At 66.8% G+C, this 20405-nt stretch carries 22 protein-coding genes and 1 other RNA gene; 4 read left to right on the plus strand and 19 right to left on the minus strand.

Annotated features, from left to right (window positions below):
• Nucleotide 1: 1 nt before the first annotated feature.
• The 6 genes from AC07O0_RS10775 to AC07O0_RS10800 all read right to left on the minus strand — a co-directional run bounded on the left by AC07O0_RS10775 (nucleotide 2) and on the right by AC07O0_RS10800 (nucleotide 5167).
• The gene (locus AC07O0_RS10775) at nucleotides 2-430 is read right to left on the minus strand and encodes an endonuclease domain-containing protein (protein ID WP_494622779.1); all 429 of its coding nucleotides are present in this window, start codon (nucleotides 428-430) and stop codon (nucleotides 2-4) included.
• A gap of 16 nt (nucleotides 431-446) precedes the next feature.
• Nucleotides 447-1886, minus strand: coding sequence for a UDP-N-acetylmuramate--L-alanine ligase (murC, locus tag AC07O0_RS10780; protein WP_494622781.1), 1440 nt, complete (start codon nucleotides 1884-1886; stop codon nucleotides 447-449).
• 22 nt (nucleotides 1887-1908) lie between these two features.
• Nucleotides 1909-3009 (minus strand): undecaprenyldiphospho-muramoylpentapeptide beta-N-acetylglucosaminyltransferase, encoded by a 1101-nt coding sequence (gene murG / locus AC07O0_RS10785; RefSeq protein ID WP_494622783.1) that lies wholly within the window; start codon nucleotides 3007-3009, stop codon nucleotides 1909-1911.
• Nucleotides 3006-4145, minus strand: coding sequence for an FtsW/RodA/SpoVE family cell cycle protein (locus AC07O0_RS10790; protein ID WP_494622785.1), 1140 nt, complete (start codon nucleotides 4143-4145; stop codon nucleotides 3006-3008). Before AC07O0_RS10790 ends, murG begins: the two co-directional genes overlap by 4 nt.
• Before the next feature lie 120 nt (nucleotides 4146-4265).
• Nucleotides 4266-4559, minus strand: coding sequence for a hypothetical protein (locus AC07O0_RS10795; protein ID WP_494622787.1), 294 nt, complete (start codon nucleotides 4557-4559; stop codon nucleotides 4266-4268).
• 20 nt (nucleotides 4560-4579) lie between these two features.
• Nucleotides 4580-5167: a TetR/AcrR family transcriptional regulator gene (locus AC07O0_RS10800; protein ID WP_494622789.1), complete on the minus strand. Its 588-nt coding sequence runs from the start codon at nucleotides 5165-5167 to the stop codon at nucleotides 4580-4582.
• Between the two features lie 96 nt (nucleotides 5168-5263).
• On the opposite strand from AC07O0_RS10800, the gene AC07O0_RS10805 reads away from it, so the two are divergent.
• Nucleotides 5264-5776, plus strand: coding sequence for a DinB family protein (locus tag AC07O0_RS10805; RefSeq protein WP_494622791.1), 513 nt, complete (start codon nucleotides 5264-5266; stop codon nucleotides 5774-5776).
• Here AC07O0_RS10805 and AC07O0_RS10810 read toward each other — a convergent pair.
• From AC07O0_RS10810 to AC07O0_RS10860, 11 genes are all read right to left on the minus strand, one after another.
• Nucleotides 5773-6234 (minus strand): cupin domain-containing protein, encoded by a 462-nt coding sequence (locus AC07O0_RS10810; RefSeq protein ID WP_494622793.1) that lies wholly within the window; start codon nucleotides 6232-6234, stop codon nucleotides 5773-5775. The two genes, AC07O0_RS10805 and AC07O0_RS10810, sit on opposite strands and share 4 nt — an antisense overlap.
• Nucleotides 6235-6273: 39 nt before the next feature.
• Nucleotides 6274-6576 (minus strand): HigA family addiction module antitoxin, encoded by a 303-nt coding sequence (locus AC07O0_RS10815; protein WP_494622795.1) that lies wholly within the window; start codon nucleotides 6574-6576, stop codon nucleotides 6274-6276.
• Nucleotides 6577-6700: 124 nt separating this feature from the next.
• On the minus strand, nucleotides 6701-8131 hold the full coding sequence (gene murD, locus AC07O0_RS10820) for a UDP-N-acetylmuramoyl-L-alanine--D-glutamate ligase (protein WP_494622797.1): 1431 nt from the start codon (nucleotides 8129-8131) through the stop codon (nucleotides 6701-6703).
• A gap of 112 nt (nucleotides 8132-8243) precedes the next feature.
• On the minus strand, nucleotides 8244-9326 hold the full coding sequence (mraY, locus tag AC07O0_RS10825) for a phospho-N-acetylmuramoyl-pentapeptide-transferase (protein ID WP_494622799.1): 1083 nt from the start codon (nucleotides 9324-9326) through the stop codon (nucleotides 8244-8246).
• Nucleotides 9327-9343: 17 nt separating this feature from the next.
• Nucleotides 9344-10768, minus strand: a complete 1425-nt coding sequence (locus tag AC07O0_RS10830; protein WP_494622801.1) for a UDP-N-acetylmuramoylalanyl-D-glutamyl-2,6-diaminopimelate--D-alanyl-D-alanine ligase — start codon at nucleotides 10766-10768, stop codon at nucleotides 9344-9346.
• Nucleotides 10765-12228, minus strand: a complete 1464-nt coding sequence (locus tag AC07O0_RS10835; protein WP_494624177.1) for a UDP-N-acetylmuramoyl-L-alanyl-D-glutamate--2,6-diaminopimelate ligase — start codon at nucleotides 12226-12228, stop codon at nucleotides 10765-10767. Before AC07O0_RS10835 ends, AC07O0_RS10830 begins: the two co-directional genes overlap by 4 nt.
• A gap of 147 nt (nucleotides 12229-12375) precedes the next feature.
• Nucleotides 12376-14172 carry a peptidoglycan D,D-transpeptidase FtsI family protein gene (locus AC07O0_RS10840; protein ID WP_494622803.1) on the minus strand — a complete coding sequence of 599 codons (1797 nt, stop codon included), beginning with the start codon at nucleotides 14170-14172 and terminating at the stop codon, nucleotides 12376-12378.
• Nucleotides 14169-14558 (minus strand): cell division protein FtsL, encoded by a 390-nt coding sequence (gene ftsL, locus AC07O0_RS10845; RefSeq protein WP_494622805.1) that lies wholly within the window; start codon nucleotides 14556-14558, stop codon nucleotides 14169-14171. Before ftsL ends, AC07O0_RS10840 begins: the two co-directional genes overlap by 4 nt.
• A 2-nt stretch (nucleotides 14559-14560) precedes the next feature.
• Nucleotides 14561-15565 (minus strand): 16S rRNA (cytosine(1402)-N(4))-methyltransferase RsmH, encoded by a 1005-nt coding sequence (rsmH, locus tag AC07O0_RS10850; RefSeq protein WP_494622807.1) that lies wholly within the window; start codon nucleotides 15563-15565, stop codon nucleotides 14561-14563.
• Nucleotides 15562-16020 (minus strand): division/cell wall cluster transcriptional repressor MraZ, encoded by a 459-nt coding sequence (locus AC07O0_RS10855; RefSeq protein ID WP_494622809.1) that lies wholly within the window; start codon nucleotides 16018-16020, stop codon nucleotides 15562-15564. The genes rsmH and AC07O0_RS10855 overlap by 4 nt, the downstream gene beginning before the upstream one ends.
• 385 nt (nucleotides 16021-16405) lie before the next feature.
• Nucleotides 16406-16894, minus strand: coding sequence for a MarR family winged helix-turn-helix transcriptional regulator (locus tag AC07O0_RS10860; protein WP_494622811.1), 489 nt, complete (start codon nucleotides 16892-16894; stop codon nucleotides 16406-16408).
• Between the two features lie 205 nt (nucleotides 16895-17099).
• Between AC07O0_RS10860 and AC07O0_RS10865 the strand changes: the two genes are divergently transcribed.
• Nucleotides 17100-17525 (plus strand): organic hydroperoxide resistance protein, encoded by a 426-nt coding sequence (locus AC07O0_RS10865; RefSeq protein WP_494622813.1) that lies wholly within the window; start codon nucleotides 17100-17102, stop codon nucleotides 17523-17525.
• 118 nt (nucleotides 17526-17643) lie between these two features.
• A complete protein-coding gene (locus AC07O0_RS10870) occupies nucleotides 17644-18597 on the plus strand; it encodes an MBL fold metallo-hydrolase (protein ID WP_494622815.1) in 954 nt (317 codons plus the stop codon).
• Between the two features lie 61 nt (nucleotides 18598-18658).
• Here the strand turns inward: AC07O0_RS10870 and rnpB are convergent.
• Both rnpB and AC07O0_RS10880 read right to left on the minus strand, forming a co-directional pair.
• Nucleotides 18659-19050, minus strand: an RNA gene (rnpB, locus tag AC07O0_RS10875) — RNase P RNA component class A.
• Between the two features lie 56 nt (nucleotides 19051-19106).
• Nucleotides 19107-19760, minus strand: coding sequence for a lytic transglycosylase domain-containing protein (locus AC07O0_RS10880; protein ID WP_494622817.1), 654 nt, complete (start codon nucleotides 19758-19760; stop codon nucleotides 19107-19109).
• 313 nt (nucleotides 19761-20073) lie between these two features.
• Between AC07O0_RS10880 and AC07O0_RS10885 the strand changes: the two genes are divergently transcribed.
• Nucleotides 20074-20379, plus strand: a complete 306-nt coding sequence (locus AC07O0_RS10885; protein WP_494622819.1) for a YMGG-like glycine zipper-containing protein — start codon at nucleotides 20074-20076, stop codon at nucleotides 20377-20379.
• The last annotated feature ends 26 nt before the right edge of the window (nucleotides 20380-20405 follow it).

The raw sequence follows: 20405 nt of genomic DNA on the forward strand, positions 1-20405 counted from the left end.
CTTACCCGCGCGTCTCCTTCTCCCCTCGGGGGAGAAGGTGGCCCGGCGAAGCCGGGTCGGATGAGGGCCGCCCGACGAGGCCGACATGTTCGGCAATCTCGCGCAGGACGAATTCGAGGTTTCCTAGAACCCGCTCGTTCGAAAAGCGCAAGACCCGATAGCCCTCGTGTCTGAGAAACGCATCCCGCCGTGCATCCCGCTTTTGCGCTTCGTCAGTCTCGTGAGGCTCGCCATCGAGTTCGACGATCAGCCGAAGTTCGTGGCAGCAGAAATCCGCGATGAACGGCCCGATCGCCATCTGGCGCTTGAACTTGAGATCGGCAAAGCGACGGCCGCGCACCGCCTGCCAAAAGATCGCTTCGGCGCGGGTCGGCTCACGGCGCTGGTCGCGGGCGAAGGAGAGAGTACCGGTCGTGTTCTTGCGCTCCACGACCGGCCCTCATCCGTCAGCGCTTCGCGCTGCCACCTTCTCCCCCGAGGGGAGAAGGAAGAGAAGCGAGTTCTCCCGGCAACGCATAAGCCCATTGCGTGATGTTGCCCGCGCCGAGGCAGACCACGTAATCCCCCGGCCCGGCCAGCTCGGCGACCATGCCGGCGAGCTTGTCGGGGGATTCGAGCGGCAGGGTGTGACGATGGCCGCGCGCCTTGATCGCCGCCACCAGCGAATCGCGGTCGATGCCCGGAGCCGGCTGCTCGCCGGCGGCATAGACATCGGCGATGATCACCGAATCCGCGTCGTTGAAACAGGCGGCGAAGTCGGCGAACAGGCTCGACAGGCGGCTATAGCGATGCGGCTGCATCACCGCGATCACCTTGCCCTTGGTCGAGGCGCGTGCCGCCTTGAGCACGGCCGCGATCTCGACCGGATGGTGGCCGTAATCGTCGAAGATCAGCGCGCCGTTCCACTCGCCGGTCTTAGTGAAGCGGCGCTTCACCCCGCCGAAGCCGGCGAGCCCGGCGCGGATCTGCTCGACAGGCACGCCGAGATCATAGGCGACGGCGATCGCGGCGGTGGCGTTGAGCGCGTTGTGGTGGCCCGGCATCGGCATGACGAGATCGCGCACCACCTCGTCGCGGCCGGTCTTGCGGTCGCGGATGAGGAGCGTGAACTTCGCCTGCCCACCGGAAAGGTCGATGTCGATCAGGCGGAAATCGGCCTGCGGGTTCTCGCCATAGGTGACGACGCGGCGGTCCTCGATCTGGCCGACGAGGCCCTGCACCGTCGGATGGTCGATGCACATCACCGCAAAGCCATAGAACGGCAGGTTCTCGACGAAGGAGCGGAAGGCCGCCTTGATCGCGTCGAAGGTGCCGAAATGGTCGAGATGCTCGGGATCGATATTGGTGATGATCGCGACGTCGGCCGGCAGCTTCAGGAAGGTGCCGTCGGATTCGTCGGCCTCGACCACCATCCAGTCGCTCTCGCCCATGCGGGCATTGGTGCCGTAGGCGTTGATGATGCCGCCATTGATCACGGTCGGGTCGAGCCCGCCCTTCTCGAGCAGGGTCGCGACCAGCGAGGTCGTCGTCGTCTTACCGTGGGTGCCGGCGATGGCGACGCAGCTCTTCAGCCGCATCAGCTCGGCCAGCATCTCGGCGCGGCGCACCACGGGCAGGCGCTTTTCGCGCGCCGCCATCAATTCGGGATTGTCGCGCTTGATCGCGGTCGAAACCACCACGACCTCGGCCTCGCCGATGTTCTCGGCCTTGTGGCCGACGAAGGTCGTGATGCCCTTCTGCGCCAGGCGCTTGACGTTGGCGCCGTCGGAGGCGTCCGAGCCCTGTACCTTGTAGCCGAGATTGTGCAGGACTTCGGCGATGCCGGACATGCCGATGCCGCCAATGCCGACGAAATGGATGGAGCCGAGCTTCGGCGGCAGCTTCATGATGTATCGCGTCCTGAGATAATCAGCTTTGGGCGGTCTGCAGCACGAGCCGCGCCAGGCGGTCGGCCGCATCCGGTATGCCCGCGCTCTTGGCGGCCTGAGCCATCGCCGTCAAGCGCAACGGCTCGGCGAGGAGCATGGAAAGCTCGGCGGCAAGGCGCCGCGGCGAGAAATCGTTCTGCAGGATCATCATCCCTCCGCCCGCTCTCGCGAGCACGGCGGCATTGGCGGCCTGGTCCTGGTCGAGCGAGCCTGGCAACGGCACCAGCAGCGAGGGCCGGCCGATCACCGTGAGCTCGGCGATGGTCGAGGCGCCCGAGCGCGCGACCACCAGATGCGACGCCGCCATCCGCGCCGGCATGTCCTTGAAGAAGGGTGCCAGCTCGAATTTGATGCCGAGCGAGGAATAGATCTTGCGCACCCGCTCGTCGTCCTCGGCCCGCGCCTGCTGGACGATCGCGAGGCGGCTGCGCTCTTCTGCCGAAAGCAGCTGGATCGCCGGCGGCACGATGTCGGCCATCACCCGCGCGCCCTGGCTGCCGCCGAAGACGAGCAGGTTGAGCCGTCCCTCCGGTTCGGCATAGGGCGAGGCCGCGTCGATCACCGCCGGCCGCACGGGATTACCGACCTGCGCGCATTTTGCCGCCTGGTCCGGCGTTAATCCGCCAACCTCGGCGAAGCCGGTCGCGATCGCCTTGACCCGGCTGGCGAGGAAGCGGTTGGCCCGGCCGATCACCGCGTTCTGCTCGTGCACCATGGTCGGCACGCCCATCAGCGCCGCTGCGAAGACCGGCGGCACCGTCGGATAGCCGCCGAACCCGACGACGATGGCTGGGCTGAGCTGCCTGATCGCCTGCCGCGCCGCCAGCCCGCCCCGCAGAAGCACCAGCGCCGCCTTCGCCATCGCGACCGGCGACTTGCCCGAGGGCGTCGCCGCCGGCACGGCATGGATCGACTCGGCCGGGAAGTTGCCGGCGTATTCGGCGGCGCGCGTGTCGGTGATCAGCGCCACCCTGGCGCCGTGGCTGTGCAAGGCGTGGCTCAGCGCCTCCGCCGGGAAGAGGTGCCCGCCCGTGCCGCCGGCGGCGAGCACGACGAGCGGCGCCTGCGCTCCTGCGCTCACGAGCGCCGCCCCGTCTCGCCGAAGTTCTCGGCGCGTGGTCGCTTGCGGGTCAGCGCCAGGAGGAAGCCGGTGCCGAGCGCCAGCGAGATCAGCGAGGAGCCGCCATAGGAGATGAACGGCAGGGTCATGCCCTTGGCCGGCATCATGTGCAGGTTCACCATCATGTTGATCGCCGCCTGGATGCCGAACAGGAGGGCGAGGCCGGTGACGCCGAGGCGCACGAACGGATCCTCGGCCCGCTGCGCCACGAACAGCGCCCTGAGCACGATGACCGCAAAGAGCAGCACCAGCACCATGCAGACGACGATGCCGAATTCCTCGGCGGTCACCGCGAAGATGAAGTCGGTATGGGCGTCGGGCAGGATACGCTTGACCGTGCCCTCGCCCGGACCTTTGCCGAACCAGCCACCCTGGGCGAAGCTCTCAAGCGCCGTGTCGACCTGAAAGGTGTCGCCCGAGCCCTTGTCCATGAAGCGCTCGATACGCGCACGCACGTGCGGGACGAGCTCATAGGCGATGAACAGGCCGACCGCGCCGACGCCCCCTAACCCCATCACCCAGAACCAGTGCAGGCCGGCCACGAAGAACAGCCCGGCCCAGACCAGGGTGACCAGGATGGTCTGGCCGAAATCGGGCTGCAGCACCAGCGGCACGATGGTGATCGGCAGCAGCAGGAAGGCGATGATCGTGCCCGGCAGTTCCGGCCGGCGATGGCCCTCGGAGAAGGCCCAGGCCGCGAGCACCACGAAGGCGGGCTTGAGGAATTCGGAAGGCTGCACCGAACCGAGCGGGCCGAGCGTCAGCCAGCGCTTGGCGCCCTTGACCTCGACGCCGAAGTAGAGCGTGCCGACCACGCCGGCGAGAGACAGTACGAAAACGAGGAGCGCGATGCGGCGCACCTGGCGCGGCGCCAGCAACGAGGTCGAGAGGAAGATCGCCAGCGCCACCAAGAGATAGACCACCTGGCGGTTGACGAAATGGAAGGTCGAGAGGCCCAACCGCTCGGCGACCGGCGGGCCGCCCGCCATCAGCAGCACGACGCCCGAGACCATCAGTGTCACCAGCGTCGTCAGGATGACGCGGTCGATCGACCACCACCAGCGGCCGCTCAGGCTCGGTTCTGCGCGCGAGACCATCGTTTACAAGGCTCCGTACCGGGCAGGCAGATCGAAGGCGCCCGCTCCGGCGAATCACTCTGTCAATGAATGGTTAACCGATTGATTCCGAGTCGAGCCTTGCCCCCGGGACCCGCTAGCTCAGCGGAATTCTATCCGATCGCCTCGCTGGACAAAAAAAGAGGCCTCTCCATGATCACGAATATGTCGCCATGCCTGCTTCTTGCAACGCTGATCGACGTTCAATCGTCTCGCAACCCAGCGCCGCCATTCGTCGTGAGACAGGGCCAGTTCCTGGGCTTCGGGAAGGCTTGATCCGTAGCGGTTCCGGATTTCCTTGATCAGCTCGACCCAGCCCACATCCGCCTGTAGGCATCGATCGAGCAACGCGCGAATCTCAGGATTGCCGGAGTTGCCGCCGCTGCCTTCACTCATCGGTTCTTTTCCCGCCAATTCTAGGCCTCGCCCCGATCCGCCAGATAGGCACAGATCATCCTGACGAGCTCATCCCGGACCTGCGGCTCGCGCAGCCTGCCACGACGCGCCGCATTGTGGATCACGCCGTCGATCGCGTCAGAGATGACAAGCCCGGCGGTCGCGCCCCGCTCGGACCATCCATAGGTCGCCGCCGCCTCCGCATAGAGGGCAAGGTATTGCGCCTCGATCTGATTGTTCGGATGGCGATAGGCCTCGAGGCCGGGGACCTCATCCAGCAACACCCTGTGCAGTCCCGGGTGGATACTGTGCGCTTCGATGAGGTTGGCCACGAGGGTTTTGACGAATTCCGCGAGGGAGTCTGTCTCCGCCAGAGCGCTCCTGACGGCATCGAGGCTGTCGTCGATATGCCGCCGCCGGATCGCGTCGACCAGCGAGAGCTTGTCGGGAAAGTACTGGTAGAGCGAGCCGATGCTGACGCCGGCGGCCTCGGCGACCTTGTTGGTGGTGAAGCCGGTCCAGCCCTGCTTGCTCAGAATGCGAGCCCCGGCCTCGATCACCGCCTCCACCGTCGCCCGCGATCGCGCCTGGCGCGGCTCCTTGCGCATCGAGAACCGCCCTTTGGCGATGCGAGTAGACAAATCAGGCGCCTCGGCTCCGAATATGAGGACATTACTCACATTTCTCCGACGGGGCCAACGACCATGAGCGAGCTGCTGCAGACCCTCTATGGCTACCAGGCGTGGGCGAACCACGACCTGCTCGACAAGCTGGCGCTGCTCGACGGAGCGACACAGGCAGCCGAGCGCGAGACCGCACTGCGGCTGGTCGGCCACTACCATGTCGTCGCCCGGATCTTCGCCGGGCATCTCACCGGCACCGACCACGGCCACACATCCGACAATACGGCCGAAACACCGTCTCTCGATGAGCTCCGCTTGTCTCTCGCGGCGACGGACCGCTGGTACCGAGACTATGTCCGGACGGTCACGCCGGAAGCGCTGTCCGAAGCGGTGGCGTTCAGCTTCACCGATGGCGACAAGGGCTGCATGACACGGCAGGAGATGCTGCTGCATGTCGCCCTGCATTCCGCGGTCCATCGCGGCGAGGTCTGCCGCATCCTGTGGCAGCTCTCGATCACGCCGCCCTGGGACACCTTCGCCGTCTATCTGCATCAGTCGGAGCCGGAGCGGCGCGAGCGAAGACCGGCCGCCTAAGTCTCCGGATAGGGCGTGCCATCCTTGTGCACGAAGCGCCCGTCGGCATTGGCGCTCATCATGTCGATGTCGGAGCAGGTGGTCAGATCGGCTGGGTGGCGGCTGCCGACCTCGAGATAGACCGCGACTTTGTCCGAGCGGTTGATCATGTGATGGCCGTTGCCGCTGTTCTTGGCGAAGGCGGCGCAATCGCCGGCGCGCAGCACGGTCTCGCCGTCGTCCTCGACCAGCACCAGCTCGCCTTCGAGCAGATAGACGAACTCGTCCTCATGCGAATGCCAGTGACGCTGGCTCGACCAGCCGCCCGGCGGCAGCCGCATCAGGTTGACGCCGAAATCGCTCAGGCCGCCTGCATTCCCGAGGCGCTTGCGGATGCGCTCGGCGCACGGGGCGTCGAAGGGCTTTGGATAGCCCGAGCCCTTGCGCTCGGGGACGGCGGCAAGGTCGATCTTGGGCATGAAAGTCTCCCAGATGTCGGCGCCCACCCTAGGTGGCCGCTAAACCAGCGCTGCGATACGCTCCACCTTGATCTCGTCTTCATGGGCGCGGGCTTCGACGAGATCATGCGCCGCCTGCATTCGCAGCATCGTCTCCGCCCGGACACCGAACGCCTTTTCGAACCGGATCGCCATCTCGGCCGACAAGGCGGCCCTGCCGTTCAGGAGATTGCTCATCGCCTGCCGCGTCACGCCCAGTTTCTCGGCCGCGACAGTCACGCTCAGGCCGTAAGGCTCGACGATTTCGGTCCTCAGCCACGCGCCGGGATGCACGGCGAAGCTCGAATGAAGCTTGATGGCCATCAGTGATAATCCTCCAGATCGATATCCTCGATCATGGCTTCGGATTCAGTTCAACTTTCCTCCGCCGTCATTCCGGCCGCAACCAAGCGGAGCGCCGGAATGACGCAAACTGAATAGCAAAAGCCTAAGGCGCCGCGACCGCCTCGAACCCCGGCAACGCCTTGACCAGTGCCCTGAACGCGTCGCCACGGACCTCGAAATTCGGGAACTGGTCATAGGAGGCGCAGGCCGGCGAGAGCAGCACCGCGATCTCGCCGCTGCCCTGCTGCGCCAGCGCGTCTTTTGTCGCGGCGGCGACGGCGACGTCGAGCGTGCCGCTGCGCTCGTAAGCGACACGGCCATCGGCGTCGAAGGTCGTGGCGAAGAGGTCGCTCGCCGCGCCGATCAGATAGGCCCGGGCGATGTTGGGAAAATAGCGCCTGAGCGACTCGATCCCGCCCTCCTTGGCCTTGCCGCCGAGGATCCAGAAGATCTCGCGGAAGGAGGTCAGCGCCTTCTCGGTCGAGTCGGCATTGGTCGCCTTGGAATCGTTGATGAAGACGACGCGGCCGATCCGGCCGAGCTCCTCCATCCGATGCTTCAGCCCCGGATAGCTTTTGAAGCCGGCGGCGATCTTCTCGGCCGTCAGCCCGAGCGCAGCGCAGGCGGCGAAGGCAGCCGCCGCGTTCTGGGCATTGTGGCTGCCGCGCAAGGAGCCGATGCCGGCGAGATTGGCGACCACCCTGGGCTTGCCGTCCTTGACCTCGACGATGCGCGTATCGAGCTGACCGGCATTGGCTGTGACGCCGGCAAAGACGCCCTCGTCGAGCGGCTGCTCGCCGCTGATCTTCACGAGCGGCTTGCCCGAAACCGCGCGCCGGCGCGCCATCTGCTTCGACGGCTCGTCGTCGACGCCGATCACCGCGATGTCGGAGGCTGCGACCAGCCGCTCCTTGATCGCGCCATAGGCTTCGAAGGTGCCGTGCCGGTCGAGATGATCAGGCGTCAGGTTCATCTGGATGCCGACCGTCGGTTTTATGGAGGGGGCCAGATCGATCTGAAAAGTAGAGCACTCGACGACATGGATGCGGTCCAAGGCCGGCGGCTCCAGCGCCAGCACGGCGGTGCCGATATTGCCGCCCATCTGCACGTCGCGGCCGGCCGCCTCGAGCACATGCGCGATCAACGCCGTGGTGGTCGACTTGCCATTGGTGCCAGTGATGCAGATCACCGGCGCGCCGGGTGCGATCGTCGCCCGCTCCAGGAAGAACAGCTCGATGTCGCCGATCACCGCGACATTCGCGGCCTTGGCCTTCTCGACCGTCCAGTGCGGCGCGGGATGGGTCAGCGGCACGCCGGGCGACAGCACGAAGGCGGCAAAGCCCGACCAGTCGGCGTTAGCGAGGTCGACGACGGAGAGCCCCTCGCTCACCGCCTTGTCGCGGCTCGCCTGATTATCGTCCCAGCAGGCGACCTCAACCCCGCCGGCAACGAGCGCGCGCGCCGTCGCCAGGCCCGAGCCACCGAGGCCGAACAGCGCGAGCGTCTTGCCGGCGAAGACTGTGACGGGTGTCATACGGGCATGATGCCGAAAAGTGGGAACCGGTTTTCGGGTGACATCATGCCCTCACTTGAAAGTTGGAGCATGTCCTGATCGCAAAAGTGGTTTCCACTTTTGCGGGACATGCTCAACGCAGCTTCAGCGTGGCGAGGCCGACCAGCGCTAGCACCACCGAGATGATCCAGAAGCGGATCACCACCTGCGGCTCGGTCCAGCCCAGCTTCTCGAAATGATGGTGGATCGGCGCCATCAGGAAGACGCGCTTGCCGGTGCGCTTGAACACCGCGACCTGGATGATCACCGAAAGCGCCTCGACCACGAACAGGCCACCGACGATGGCGAGGACGATCTCGTGCTTGATCGCAACCGCGATGGTGCCGAGCATGCCGCCCAAGCCGAGCGAGCCGGTGTCGCCCATGAATATCTGGGCCGGCGGCGCATTGAACCAGAGGAAGCCGAGCCCCGCCCCCATCATCGCGCCGCAGATCACGGCGAGCTCGCCGACACCCGGCACATGGTGGATCTGCAGATAGTTGGCGAAGATGGCGTTACCGGCGAGATAGGCGATGAAGCCGAAGGTGCCGGCAGCGATCATCACCGGCACGATGGCGAGCCCGTCGAGCCCGTCGGTCAGGTTCACCGAATTGCCGGCGCCGACCACGACGAAGGCGGTCACCAGTGGGAACAGGATGCCGAGCGGGATCATCAGCTCCTTCAGAAACGGCATGGCGAAGCCGCTGGCGATCGAGGTCGGGCTGACCTGCATGATCGCCGTGCAGGCGGCGAGCGCGATGACGATCTCGAGGCCGAGGCGCGCCTTGCTGGAGAAGCCCTTATGCGACTGCTTCGTCACCTTGAGGAAGTCGTCGTAGAAGCCGATCGCGCCATAGCTCGCGGTCACGCCGAGCACGATCCAGACGTAAGGGTTGCGTAAATTTCCCCAGAGCAGCGTCGCGACGAACAGCCCGGTCAGGATCATCAGCCCGCCCATGGTCGGCGTGCCGCGCTTGGCGAGATGCGATTCCGGCCCGTCGGTACGGATCGGCTGGCCCTTGCCCTGCTTGATCCGGAGCCAGGAGATCGCCGCCGGTCCGAAGAAGAAGACGAAGAGCAGCGCCGTCGCGGTCGCCCCGCCGGCGCGGAAGGTGATGTAGCGGAAGACGTTGAGGACCGGGAAATGCACCGCGAAGTCGGCGAGCCAGACCAGCATCGAATTCTGTTCCTTACTCAGTCGTCGGCCTGGACGACCGGAAAGCGAGCCGTCATCGCCTTGACGATCGGCCCCATGCGCGTACCGAGCGAGCCCTTCACCGTGACGACGTCGCCGGCGCGGACCGCATCGAGCACATAAGGCTCGAGGCTGCTCGCCTGTGCGGCATAAGCGCCGCGGCGGTGCGAAGGCAAGGCGTCGTAGAGGGATCTCATCAGCGGGCCGCAGGCGAAGACGAGGTCGATGCCGTTGCCGGTGACCGCGTCGGCGAGCCCCTTGTGCAGCTCCGGCGCGGTTTCGCCGAGCTCCAGCATGTCGCCGAGCACGGCGATGCGCCGCCCTCTGCCGGCCACCGGCATGCGGCCGAGATTCTCGATCGCGGCCCGCATCGAGGCGGGGTTGCCGTTATAGCTCTCGTCGATCAGCGTGAACGGGCCGGCCGGCGCATGCAGCACCTGCCGTGCGCCGCGGCCCGAGGGCGGCACCAGATCGCCAAGCGCCAATGCGGCGAGGGCAAGATCGGCGCCGAGCGCCTCTGCCGCCGCCAGCACGGCAAGCGAATTGAGGACGATGTGCTTGCCCGGGCTGCCGAGCTTGTAGGTCACCGCCCGGCCCATCACGCTGGCATTGGCGGTCGAAACGTCCGGCTTCAGCGCGCAGCCGAGCAGCCGCACATCCGCCTGTTCGCTCTCGCCGAAGGAGATGACGCGCCCTGCCCCGGCGGCGAGCGCCAGCTCGCGCAAGAGGCCGGTCTGCGCGATGTCGGCATTGATGATCGCGGTGCCGCCTGCCTTCAACCCGCCGAAGATCGCCGCCTTCTCGCGGGCGATCCCCTCCAGCGATTCGAAGGCGGCCAGATGCACCGGCTGGATCGTGGTGATCACGGCGACATCGGGCTGGACCATCTTCGCCAGCGGCAGAATCTCGCCGGGCGCGTTCATGCCGATCTCGTAGACGCCGTAGCGCACGTCGCGCGGCGTCCGCGTCAATGTCAGCGGCACGCCCCAATGGTTGTTGTAGGAGGCGACCGGCGCATGCGTCTTGCCCTGGCGCGAGAGCACGAGGCGCAACGCCTCCTTGGTGCCGGTCTTGCCGACCGAGCCGGTGACGGCAACGACCCTGGCGGTCAACTCCGCCCGGCGCGCCATGCCGGCCTGTTCCATGCCAGCAAGCACGCCGGGGACGATGGCGAGCGGCGCATCGGTCGGGAAGGCGCCGGCATGCGCTTCGTCGACCACGGCGAGCGCCGCACCCTTGTCGAGCGCGGCCGTGACGAAGTCATGCCCGTCGCGGGTACCCGTAATAGCGAAGAAGGCGTCGCCCGGCTCGAGCGTCCGGGTGTCGATCGAGGCGCCGGTCACTGCGGCCGGCACAGGCCCTTGCGAACGGGCGCCCATCGCCTCGATCAGGCGTGCGCCGGTCCACAGCGGTTCGGTGGTCATCCCCGTCTTCCCCCAGCCAAGGCCGCGATCGCCTCCCGGACCACCTCATGGTCCGAGAACGGCAGTGTCCGATCGCCGATGATCTGGCCGCTTTCATGGCCTTTTCCGGCAACGACGAGGACATCACCAGGCTGCAACATCGTGACACCGGCCATGATCGCCTCGGCGCGGTCGCCGATCTCCTCGAGACGCTCCGGCGCCGCCGCCAGAACCTCGGCGCGAATCGCGCCCGGATCCTCGCTGCGCGGATTGTCGTCGGTGACGATCGCGATATCGGCGCCGTCGGCGGCGATCTTCCCCATCAGCGGGCGCTTGCCGCGGTCGCGATCGCCGCCGCAGCCGAAGACGCAGATCAGCCGGCCGCTGGCATAGGGCCGCAGGGTCTTCAGCACCGCCGCGAGCGCATCGGGCTTATGGGCATAGTCGACCACCACCAGCCCGCCATTGTGCTCGCCGACCCGCTCCAGCCGACCCGGCACACCCTGCAGGCCGGCGATGGCACGCACCGAGGCCGCAGCATCCTCGCCCGTCGCGATCGCGAGCCCGGCGGCGACCAGTGCGTTGCCGGCCATGAAATCGCCGACCAGCGGCAGCACGACCTCGATCGCCGCACCGTCGACCGCGACGGTCAGGCGCTGCGAGAAGCCCTCACGGGCGACATCGAGCAGTTTCAGGCGATCACCTTGCCTGCCGATGCCGATCACGGGATGGCCGCCGGCCTTCGCCGATGCCTCGGCCTTGTCGGCATAGGGCTCGTCGCGATTGATCACCACGGGCGCGCCGGCGGGCAGCAGCTCCCACAGCCGGAGCTTGGCCGAAAGGTAGTCCTCGACACTCGGATGGTAGTCGAGATGGTCGCGGCCGAGATTGAGGAAGGCCCCAGCGGCAAGTTTGACGCCATCGAGGCGATGCTGGTCGAGCCCGTGCGAGGAAGCTTCCATCGAGAGATGCGTGACGCCGTCGGCGGCGAGTTTGTCCAGCGACGCATGCAGTGAAATTGGATCGGGCGTGGTCAGCGAGCCGTAATCGGCCCCGTCTTCGGTGACGATGCCGATTGTGCCGACACTCGCCGCCTTGCGGCCAAGCGCCTTGAAGATCTGGCGGGTGAACTCGGCGACCGAGGATTTGCCACTGGTGCCGGTGACGGCGACGACCGTGCCCGGTTGACGCGGATGCACCTTGGCCGCAGCGAGCGCGAGCGCAAGCCGGGGATCGGCGACCTGGGCGTAGGCCACGTCACCAGGCAGATCGGCCGGGCGCGGCCCGCCGGAGACGATCACGACCGCGCCACGCTGGACCGCGTCGGTGATGAAGCGGGCACCATCGGCCTTGGCGCCGGCGAGCGCGACGAAGGCATCGCCAGCAGAAACCTTGCGGCTGTCGAAGGCGACACCGGTGATGCGGCGCTCGCTCGCTTCAGCAAAGGCTCCCGGGAAGAGTTGGTCGAGGCTGAAGCTGATGTCCGTCAAAAGCGTATGTCCTTGCCGGGCGCGAAATCCCGCGCGTCATTCTCGGGCGAAGCGAAGCGTAGACCCGAGAAGCTCATGCAGGATCAAGCTCCCTTCCGTCCAGAGATGCTCGGGTCAAGCCCGAGCATGACGCCCCCTTCAGCGCGAGCCCCACGCCCCGAGCCTGGCCATCAGCGGGAACGGCGCCGGCGGCGGGTCGAAGCGCGGTGCCATGCCGAGGATGGGCGCCGCCCGCTCGATCACCTTGCCGGTGGTCTTGCCGGCGTTCCAGGCCGCGGTCGAGTAGCCGCCGCTCTCGGCATAGCCCTTCGGCTCGTCATAGATGGCGAGGAAGACATAGCGCGGCTTGTCCGAGGGCGCGATCGCCGTGAAGGTCGTGAAGTTCTTGTTCTTGGCGTAGCGGCCATTGATGACCTTCTCGGCCGTGCCGGTCTTGCCGCCGACGAAATAGCCCGGGATGTTCGCGAACCGGGCCGAGCCCTTCTCGCCGTTGATGCGCATGATGTAGCGCATCGCCTCCGAGGTCTCCGGCTTGATCACGCGGATCGCGTCCTTCTTGGCCTCTTCCTCGGTGCGCTTCAGGAAGGTCGGCTTGATCAGGTAGCCGCCATTGACCAGCGCGCCGACCGCGGCCAGCGCCTGGAGCGGCGCCACCGCGAGGCCGTGGCCGAAGGCGATCGTCGCGGTGTTGATCTCGCCCCAGCGCTGCGGGACGATCGGCGCCGCGCTCTCCGGCAGTTCGGTCGTCATGCGGTCGAGCTGCATCATCTTCTTCAGAAAGGCCTTGTGGCCCTCGACGCCGACCGAGAGCGCCATCTTGATCGAGCCCATGTTCGACGAATGCAGGAACACCTCCGGCACCGTCAGCGTGCGGCCGGTGCCGTGGTATTCCTTGATGACCTGTCGGCCGAACCGCATCATGCCGCCGGCGGTCGAGTAGCTCGAATTGATGTTGGCCTTGCCGGAATCGAGCGCCATCGCGATGGTCAGCGCCTTGAAGGTCGAGCCCATCTCGTAGACGCCGACATTCATCCGATTGATCCGGTCCTTCTCCAGCGCGTCGACCGGGTTGCCGGGATCGAAATCGGGCAGCGAGACCAGCGCGATCACCTCGCCGGTGTTGACGTCCATGATAGCGCCGGCCGCCGCGATCGCCCGGTATTTCTCCAGGCCCTTGACCAGCTCGTCGCGCAGGAGGTGCTGGACGCGCATGTCGATCGAGAGCTGCACCGGCTTGAGATCCGAGGCCTGGACCGCGAAGCCCGCGCCGTTCAGGTCCTGCAGGCCCTGCGAGTCGATGTATTTCTCGATGCCGGCGATGCCGACATTGTCGACATTGGCGAAGCCGAGCACATGGGCGGCGACATTGCCGTTCGGATAGACGCGCTTGTTCTCGGGCACGAAGCCGACGCCGGGAATGCCGAGCCGGTGGACCTCGGCCTGCTGGCGCGGCGTGATCTCGCGCTTGACCCAGACGAAGCCCTTCTTGGTGCTGAGCTTGTCGCGCAGTTCCTTGGCGTTGAGATCGGGCAGGACCGCGGTCAAAAGCTCGGTCGCCTCGTCCTTGTCGAGGATGTTGCGCGGTTCGGCGAAGACCGAGACGGTGCGGATATCGGTGGCGAGCTGGACGCCGTTGCGGTCGAGGATGTCGGGGCGCGCCGCCGAGATCGCGTTCGAGGTGGCCCGGCGCAGGCCGACCTGGTCGCCCGGGAACGCACCGAGCATGACGAGCCGGGCGACGATCGCCACGAACAGCCCGCTGAAGCCGAGGATGACCAGCCCGACGCGCGGCTCGCTCTTCTCGCCGCTCATCCGGAAGATGTCGCGCAGCCATTCGGTGCGGAAGCGCCATTTGCGCTTCACCACCTCGGGCCTGGCGACCGTCGGCGCGACGATCTCAGGTGCCCCGGCCTGGTTGTTGACCTCCTGGCTCATGGGCGGGCTCCCGGCGTCGTCGCGGTGTTGCTCTTGCGGTCCCTCGGCGTCTCGGTCGGCAGGCCGAGGCCGAGATCCTCGAGCTTGCGGCCGATCGAATCCACCTTCGGCCCGCGATTGGGAATGTCGGACAGGCGCACGATCTGCGCCGTCGTCAGGGGCTGCAGATCGAGATGCTTGTCGGCCAGCGCCTGCAGCCGCTCCGGGCGGTTGAGGAACTGCCATTCGGCCTTCAGCACCGCGATCGCCTCGCGCTCGCGCTGGGCCTTGGCCTTCAGCTTCTGCAGCTGCTCGGCCTGCAAGGTCGTCTCGTATTTGATCGAGTAGGCGTAGACCGCCGAGGAGACCAGCGCGCCGATGGCAATGATGTGCAAGAGCTTGATCACGCTCAGCTCCTCCGGCGGGTTTGCGGCGCGGGCACGACAGCGAGGCCGATCAGGTCGGGATCGGGCGCGCGCGGCGGCGCCTCGGTCCGTTCGGCGGCGCGCAGCTTGGCCGAGCGGGCGCGCGGATTGGCCCGGGTCTCGGCCTCGGATGGCGCGACCGGCCCCTTGGTGACCAGCCTGAACGTCGCCGGCGCCGCCGCCATCGCCGGGGCGTGGCGTGAGCCGGCTGGCGCCCTGCCCGAGCGCTCGGTGAAGAACTGCTTGACGATCCGGTCCTCGAGCGAATGGAAGGTGACGACGGACAGCCGCCCGCCCGGCCCGAGCGCGGCCTCGGCGCCGTGCAGCGCCCGGACCAGCTCGCAGAGCTCGTCATTCACCGCGATGCGTAGCGCCTGGAAGGTCCGCGTCGCCGGATGGGCGCCGCCCGGCTCACCCCGGACGATGCCGGCGACGAGGTCGGCGAGCTGTTTGGTCGTGGTGATCGGCGCCTTGCGCCGGGCTTCGACGATGGCCCGTGCCACGGCGCGCGAGCGCCGCTCCTCGCCATAGTGATAGACGATGTTAGCGAGCACGCCCTCATCGGCTTCGTTGACGAGTTCGGCCGCGCTCTGCCCGCCCGCCTCCATGCGCATGTCGAGCGGCCCGTCGAAACGGAAGGAAAATCCGCGCTGCGCCTGGTCGAGCTGCATCGACGAGACACCGATATCGAGCACGACGCCGTCGAGTGGGGTCATCTTGAAGCGCTCGGCCTCCTCGGCCAGGGCGCCGAAGCGGGCCTCGGCGAGGGTCAGCCGCCCGCCCATCGCCGCGACGAGGCTGGCGCCGCCAGTGATCGCGCTCGGATCGCGATCGAGCGACAGCAGCAGCGCCTTCGGCTCGCGCTCGAGCAACGCGCGCGAATAGCCGCCGGCACCGAAGGTGCCGTCGAGATAGCGGCCGCCGGCCTTCAGGGCGAGCGCATCGAGCGCTTCTTCCATCAGCACCGGGATATGGGGTTCGCTGGTCATGCCGCCGGCCTCGCGCCGAGTGTGCGCCGGACGTCGCGCAGCTTCGCCCTGGCTTCCTCGAGATGCGCCTTGAAGCGCTCCGGTTCCCAGATCTGGAACTTGTGGCCCTGCCCGACGAAGGCGACGGTGTCGCCGATGCCGGCATGCGCCTTCAGCGTCTCGCTCAGCATGATCCGCCCTTCGGGATCGACCTTCAACACCTCCGAGGTGCCGTTCAGCGCCGTCGAAAGCGACTCCCACTCCTCCGAGAAAGGCGAGAAGCGCGACAGGATCTCGTCGATCGTCGCCCGCAGCGCATGGCCGCCGCAATCGAGGCTGGCCTGATCGAGCGCCGGATAGACATAGAGCCCCTCGTAGCCGTCCTTCGCCAGCACGGCCCGGAAAGGCGCCGGGATCGAGACCCGCCCCTTGGCGTCGAGCCTGTTGGTGAAATGGGAGACGAAGCGGTCCGTCAACGCCGCCTCCGGATCGGGCTACCAACTGCACCGCAAGGGCGCGAAACGAGCCGGCAGGGGCCGGCGATCGATACTCCCGCCGATCCCGACATGGCAGGGCCGTCAGCCAAAATCCGCGCGGCACACGGGCTCTGACTTGTTGCTTGCCTGTCGGTTTCGACGGGATGATTTGGGATAGCATGGGACAATATGGGCGTCAACGGATCCAACGCAGCAGACGCGGTTCTGCCCGAGCCTGTGAGCATCACAGCCCGTTAAGGTTAACTATCCGTAAAGACGAAGGTTTTGACGCGCAGCGAGGCCCGGCACGGCCCATGAAGGCTGGCCGTCACAGCGGATCTGCGAAGAAATATTTTCGGGATCGCCGACCCTGCCCGGCCAGGCCCTAGTCCTCGGCGACCGCCCTGCGCAATAGCGCTTCGCGTAGAGCCTGGACATCGCCCAGCAGACGTCCCGGTGGGACAGCGCTGTCCTCGACCGCACAGGGCACCGGGTTGGGCACGCGCCCTGCCTTCTCGCGCAAGGCGTGGCCCGCTTCGGTCAACTCGACCAGCACCTGCCGTTCGTCCTCGCGGCCGCGCTTGCGCAGGATCAGGCCGTTCCCTTCAAGACGCTTCAGCAGCGGTGTCAGCGTGCCGGAATCGAGCATCAGCCGCTCGCCGATCGCCTTCACGCTCTGATCGTCCTGCTCCCACAGCACCAGCATGACCAGATATTGCGGATAGGTCAGCCCGAGCTCGGCCAGGTACGGCCGGTAGGCCCGGTTGAAGGCATGGGCCGCCGAATAAACCGCAAAGCAGATCTGCTCGTCGAGCCCGCGCACCGTTGTCGCCTTTGCATCCTTCGTCATGGCCTTGCCGTCAGTTGCCCGCATCATGGCTCCTTGGGCAGGGGGAGCGATCCGATCGGATTGGAACAACCCGCCCATGAAACAGTCTCCCCTGCGATGAACTCAAGATACTCTCTCATCGCGCCGAGCGCTGCCCGTTCACGGAAAAGTGAATTGCAGACAATTCAATTGTGCACAATCTAATTCACATCGACCACGGCGGACGAGCCGCCCAGCAAGGAGAGCAGTCATGAAGATCCTCTACACCGCCCATGGTTCCGCCACCGGTGGCCGCGAAGGCCAGGCTGCGACCGACACCGGCAACGTCAAGCTCGTCCTGAATACGCCGAAGGAGCTCGGCGGCGGCGGTGGCGAGGGCACCAATCCCGAGCAGCTCTTCGCCATGGGCTATTCCGCCTGCTTCCTCGGCGCGCTGAAGTTCGCCGCCGGCAAGGAAGGCGTGAAGATCCCGGACGACGCCCGCGTCAGCGCCGATGTCGGCATCGGCCCGCGCGATGACGGCAAGGGCTTCGGCATTGCAGCCAAGCTGACGATCTCGGCGCCCGGCATCGACAAGGCCAAGCTCGAGGACCTCGTCCAGAAGGCCCATATCGTCTGCCCATATTCGGATGCGACCCGGGGCAATATCGACGTCCAGCTGACGGTTGCGGCCTGACGCTGCGCCACCCATCTGAGCCTCACGGCCGGGCATCCCTCCGGCCGTGAGACGATTTGGCCTGCCGCGGCAGGCCTCGTTTCCGGAAGCGTCAACCTCAAAGCCTCTGGAACATCCCATGATCGATCGCCGCCATTTCCTCACCGCGGCCGCCGCAGCCGCCCTGGCGCCTGCCCTGCCCGCGCAGGCTCGCGCTCCCCTGACCGGCGCACAGGTGCCGGGCATCTACCGCCGAAAGCTCGGCGACCTCGAAATCACCGCGATCCTCGACGGCTATGTCCCGCTCGGCGCCAAATCCTTCAGCAGCGCGGACCCGGCGACCGTCGGCCAGCTCATCGCCGGGGCCGGCCTCGACGAGAGCCTGCCGACGTCGGTCAACGCCTTCGTCGTCAATAGCAAGGACCGGACCTATCTCGTCGACACCGGCTCAGGCGCCTGGAACGCCATGGGCGACACCATGGGCCGGGCCGAAGCCAATCTCCGCGCGGCCGGGATCGAGCCCGCGCAGATCGACGCGATCATCCTGACCCACGCCCATCCCGACCATCACGAAGGGCTGCTCAGCGCGCAGAAGACGGCTCGCTTCCCCAATGCCGAGTTGATCATCCACGAGGCCGAACACGCCTTCTGGCACGATGACGGCATCCTCAGCCAGGCGCCGGCCGCGGTGAAACCGTTCTTCGCTTCCGCCCGCGACGCGCTGGCGCCCTATGCCAGCCGGACGCGCAAGGTGAAGGCCGGCGAGGTCGCTCCCGGCCTGACGCTCGAGCACGCCCCGGGCCATACGCCCGGCCACAGCATCCTGCGTCTGTCTTCCGGCAACCAGCAGCTCCTGCTCGTCGGCGATTGCATCCACAATGTCGTGCTGCAGACCGCCCAGCCCGAGATCGTCTTCACCTTCGACGCCGATGCCAGGCAGGCTGTCGCCTCGCGCCGGCGGGTGCTCGACATGGCAGCGGCCGACAAACTGGTGATCAGCGGCGCCCACATCCCCTTCCCCGGCTTCGGCAAGGTGAGCAAGGAGGGCAACGGCTACCGCTTCACCACGGCCGAATGGAGCTACGCGCTCTGATCGCAGCCTGCCCGAGCATGAAAGGGCCGGGATCGCTCCCGGCCCTTTTCATTGCAGAAGGGATGCCAGCCGGCCTGTAAGCCGGGTTCTGGATGGCCGGAGGATCGCTCCCCCGACGCGACGGCCATTCCTCTGGGACGCACATTGCTGCGCGCCTCGAGCAACCAACCCGGACGACCAGGCCTGGAAACCGGCCCCTCGCCCTTGCGGGCGAGCATCGTCCCTATTCGGTTTTGCTCCCGGTGGGGCTTGCCATGCCGTCCCCGTTGCCGGGTCCGCGGTGCGCTCTTACCGCACCTTTTCACCCTTACCGCGTGCCGAAGCGCGCGGCGGTTCGATCTCTGTGGCGCTTTCCCTGGGGTCGCCCCCGCCGGACGTTATCCGGCACCGTGTTTCCGTGGAGCCCGGACTTTCCTCCCCTGCCGAAGCAGGAGCGGCCGTCCGGCCGACTGGCGGGCTCCCTTTGCGCTCGAAAGGCCGGAGCGGTCAAGCGCAGGGGCGCCGGAAGTTCAGTTGCTGGCCTGGGCTGCGCCGGTGATGGTGCGCACCTTGCCGCAATAGACGCGATTGGCGCCGTTCATACGGTTAGTCATATGGCCGCTCTGGTACTTCATCACGGTGCGGCAGGTATCGCCGCCTGCAAGGCGGTAGGCCTGGCCGAGATATTTCATCGCGTAGCGGGCATTGGTCTCGGCATCGAGCAGGCCGGCGGCCCCGCCGCTGTAGCCGACGCCGCGCGCCGTCTGGTGGCGGATCTGCATCAGCCCGTAATTGCCGGCATTCGAGGCACGTGGGTTGTAGCGGCTCTCGATGCGCACCACGGCGTCTGCCAGCGAGAACGGCACGCCATTGGCGGCAGCGTGGCGGGCGACCAGCGCACGCAGGCCTTCCGAACCGGCCGGCGCCGCCAGCGGCGTGCGCCCTTCCCGGCCCGTCCTGGCGCTCCTGGCCCGGCCCTTGCGCTCGTCCTTGGCATCGGCGGTCTCGCTCGCCTTCTGCCTGTCCTGACCCTGCCCGGCCGCTTCGGCCTGACGTCTGATTTCGGCTTCCCGCACGATGAAGGCGCGGGCATCCGTCTCGGCATTCACCTGGGCAGAAGCGGGTTGAAGAAAGGCCAGGCAAATCGCAAAGGCGGCGCAGCCGCTACCAGAGATATTGTTCATGCGGGAGGGATCTCATCTATCTGTTGCAGCGCAAAACGGATCGGCGAAATGCTAGATGAATGTGACGACAATCTGGCCGATACGAATGAATTTCATTCGGAATCAGAAGTAGAATGATTACTTTAGCCTCGTTTTGATAGAAGTAATCATCATGTATTGAACGGCGGAACGATTCATCCTGCCCGGCGTTGACGCAGTCATGGCGGCAGGCCAAATCATCGCCGCATTGCGACCGCAATTCCCGGTCGCAATGCAGAAAGTCGGCTTCGGCCGGAGCCGTGCCGCTAGGTACGACCCGAGAAGGGGGATCGAGATGAAGAAGTTGATCGCAATCGCGACTGTCGGGCTGGCGCTTGGCGCCTGCACGCCGCATGAGGAACGCGTCGGCGGCGGCGCCCTGGTCGGAGGCGCGACCGGCGCCCTGATCGGCGGGCTCGCCACTGGCCGCGCCGGTGGCGCACTCGCCGGTGCCGCGATCGGCGCAGCCGGTGGTGCCATCGTCGGCTCGGCGACCTCGCCCTATCGCCGCGGCGGCTACTACTACGACGACGGCTACTATGGCGGCGGCTGCCCCTACGGCTACTACCGCGACTATTACGGCCGGCTCTATTGCCGCTGAGCCAAGGCCGTTTTAGGCAGGGGCCA

Source organism: Allobosea sp. GW821-FHT10B12 (assembly GCF_059415545.1).